Origin of the sequence: Campylobacter concisus, assembly GCF_002092855.1 — a bacterium.
Taxonomy (GTDB): Bacteria; Campylobacterota; Campylobacteria; order Campylobacterales; family Campylobacteraceae; genus Campylobacter_A; species Campylobacter_A concisus_AI.
Genome location: NZ_LVLC01000002.1, coordinates 1 through 2,938, shown reverse-complemented (window position 1 = coordinate 2,938; position 2,938 = coordinate 1). Strand labels below are relative to the sequence as shown.

The 2,938-nt window shown below is 36.9% G+C and carries 1 protein-coding gene; it reads left to right on the top strand.

The features are described from left to right. Positions 1-2,599, top strand: a 2,599-nt coding sequence (locus A3223_RS09595) for a hypothetical protein (protein ID WP_084109288.1), incomplete at its 5' end; no start/stop codon positions are given. Positions 2,600-2,938: the final 339 nt, after the last annotated feature.

Below are 2,938 nucleotides of genomic sequence, written 5' to 3'. Positions count from 1 at the left end.
TAACATAAATGCTAATGTAGGAAGCATAGATGCTTTATCTCTAGCAGCAGGTGGAGATAATAGCTTTGGTGTAAGTGGAGGAAGTGCTGTTGGGGCTGGAACTGAGGCAACCCCTGTTATACCTCCTATTGCTACAATTACAGCTCTAGGTTCAACCAATGTAAAAGAGGGTTACGATTGGGAAGGTCCAGAGTATAAATTCTCTTTAGGTAATTTAGACGCAAATGGCGTAAATAACCTAGTATCTAGACCAACTACATATACTTTTAGCCTAAGTGGCGTAGAAAAGGGTGTAGATTACGAAGAGATAGAGACTCCAGACGGCAATTTTATCTTTGAATACAAAGATGCTAATGGTGATTGGGTTCCAATGTATGGTAATAAACTTACCGTAAATGACCCTAGAGATATAGAAAACCTAGAGATAAGAATAGCACATATAGCAAATAACTCTATCCAAAATCAAGGAGAGCGTGTAGGAGATGATCCTATGTTTAGCGGCATAGATGGAGCAATACAAGGTGTTTATCAAAGAAAAGCTACTGTAAACGTAACTAGCGATAATCCTCAAATAGCTTCGTCAAGTAATACTGGTACTATCACTGATACAGATGACAATATATCATTTACCAAAGGTCTAGATGGACAAAGAGTAATGACTTTCATCGGTGACGACACTATAAATCTATATGGTGATATCAAAAATGGTGCTAGAGTGGAAAGTGGGAATGATAATGATGTTATAAACCTTTACGGAAACCTAACTTCTGGTAGCACCATCAATACTGGTGATGAAAATGTATTTAGTGAAGTTGCTCGTGATATTGTAAACGTTAAGTCTGGAGCATCTGTGAATGGAGCTACTCTAGCATCAGAAGGAGTTGCAACCTTTAATATAGAAAAAGGTGCAACGCTAAATAACGCTCATATAAATCACTTTGGAGCTAGCGATCAAACAGTTAATGTTAATGGCACTCTAAACGAGACAGAGATGAGCTTTGGCCGTGGAAACAACAAGATCACCCTTGATGGAGCTACTAGCACAAATAAACTTAGAGTAGAGACTCAAAGTGGTGACGATGACATTGTGATTAAAAACAGCAAAATTTTAGGCGATGCGAATTTAATTGGCAACCACAACGTAATGGATATACGCTCAGGCCAAAACACAGTTACAGCAGAAAATTCTCAGTTATCTCGTCTGGACATCCAAGCAAATGGCACTGCATCAGATAAAACAACTATTACCTTAAATGCAACAACAGGTGAACGACTAAATATTACTGGTCAAGATGAAGAGGACGTATTTGCTCTAAAAGGTGGCTCTACTCTTAACTCATCTGGAGTTAATCTAGGTAATGGCAAAAACACTATTGACGTAGATGGTGCTAAAATTACAACAGCTAGCCTTATAACTGGAAGCAATGACGATATTATCAATCTCAAAAACGCAGAGTTGAAAAATGTTAATGTTGAGACAGGGCAAGGTAAAAATGAGGTAAATATCGAAAACGTTACAAGTGACAACACTAAGATAACTCTTGGTGGTAGCTGGAGCAATGGAGATAATACCGTAAATATTAAAGGTAATTTCGGTGATGTAGATGCCAACTCTTATAACAAAACCGCAATTAGTTCTTATGGTTCAGCTGTTGCAAGAGACTTTATCAATATCGCAGATAACGCAAATGTTCACAATGTTAGATTTGATCTAAACCAAAAGTCAGATAAAATCACAATTGGAGAGAATGCAACAGTTTCACACTCTCAGTTAATTACTGGAGATGATAATGATACTCTTGAGATAGGAGCTGGTGCTACTGTTAATAAAGGTACTCACATGCACCTAGGTTACCATAAAGATACAGCTAAGATTGGTGATGGGGCTACGATAGATAACTCTGACCTATATATGGAAAATAGTTTTAATGATGGTCTTGATAATAATGGTGTTGAGATCCCTGGATTTGATAAGACTGTCTTTGGTAAAGATATCGTAGAAATCGGAGATAATGTAACCTTTCAAAACTGGGCTGACGTAAAAGGTGGTCAAGAAGATGATACTATCACTATTGGAAATCACTTTACGCTAGAAAATAAAGCAGGTATCTATGGCGACTGGGGTGAGGGTGGCACAGATATGGAAAAACATTTTGACGGCAACGATACAATTACAGTTGGTGATCACTTAACTATGAAAGGTGATTCAACAATCGGTGGCGGTGGCGGAAATGATGTTATCTCTATCGGTAAACACGCTGACATTCAAGATACGTCTAAGATTGATGGTGGATCTGGTTTTGATACATTAAAAGTTGCTGATAATAGCATAGATTTTAGCCATGTAAGAAATATCGAAAAACTAGATATTAAAAATGGTGAAAAGACACAACTAAGTCTAAGTGCTGATGATGTTAAGAATATGCTTCGTGATAGTACTGAGACTACATTGAAACTAGATGGCGATAGTAATGATGAGGTTACTTTAACTGGTGGAAACTGGATGAAGGGCGGTAGTGTAGGTGGCTATACGGCTTTCACTAGCGGTACCGTTACCGTAGAAGTTAAAGACGATATAGCGAATAACGTAATATATTAAACAACTTTTTGTTTAATGAGCTAATTTTAAATATCCCAAAGAAAATTCCTTTGGGATATTCTTTCATATCATTAAATTTTTATAATTGTTTGTCTTTTTCTCGTTAAGCACTCCCCTATTGTACCACAGTACAATAGACATATACTTCTAAAATTTATATAATTCATTCAAAATTTAAAATACTATAAACAATAAGGAGAACATGATGGCTAAAGAAGCCGGAGTAGTTAAAAGCGTAAACGGAGGAATAGCAAGAGCACTTAATGACTTAACAGGAGAGGTAAGACAATTAAGTGTAGGAGATATTGTATACCAAGGTGAAAAGATAGTTACAGAGGG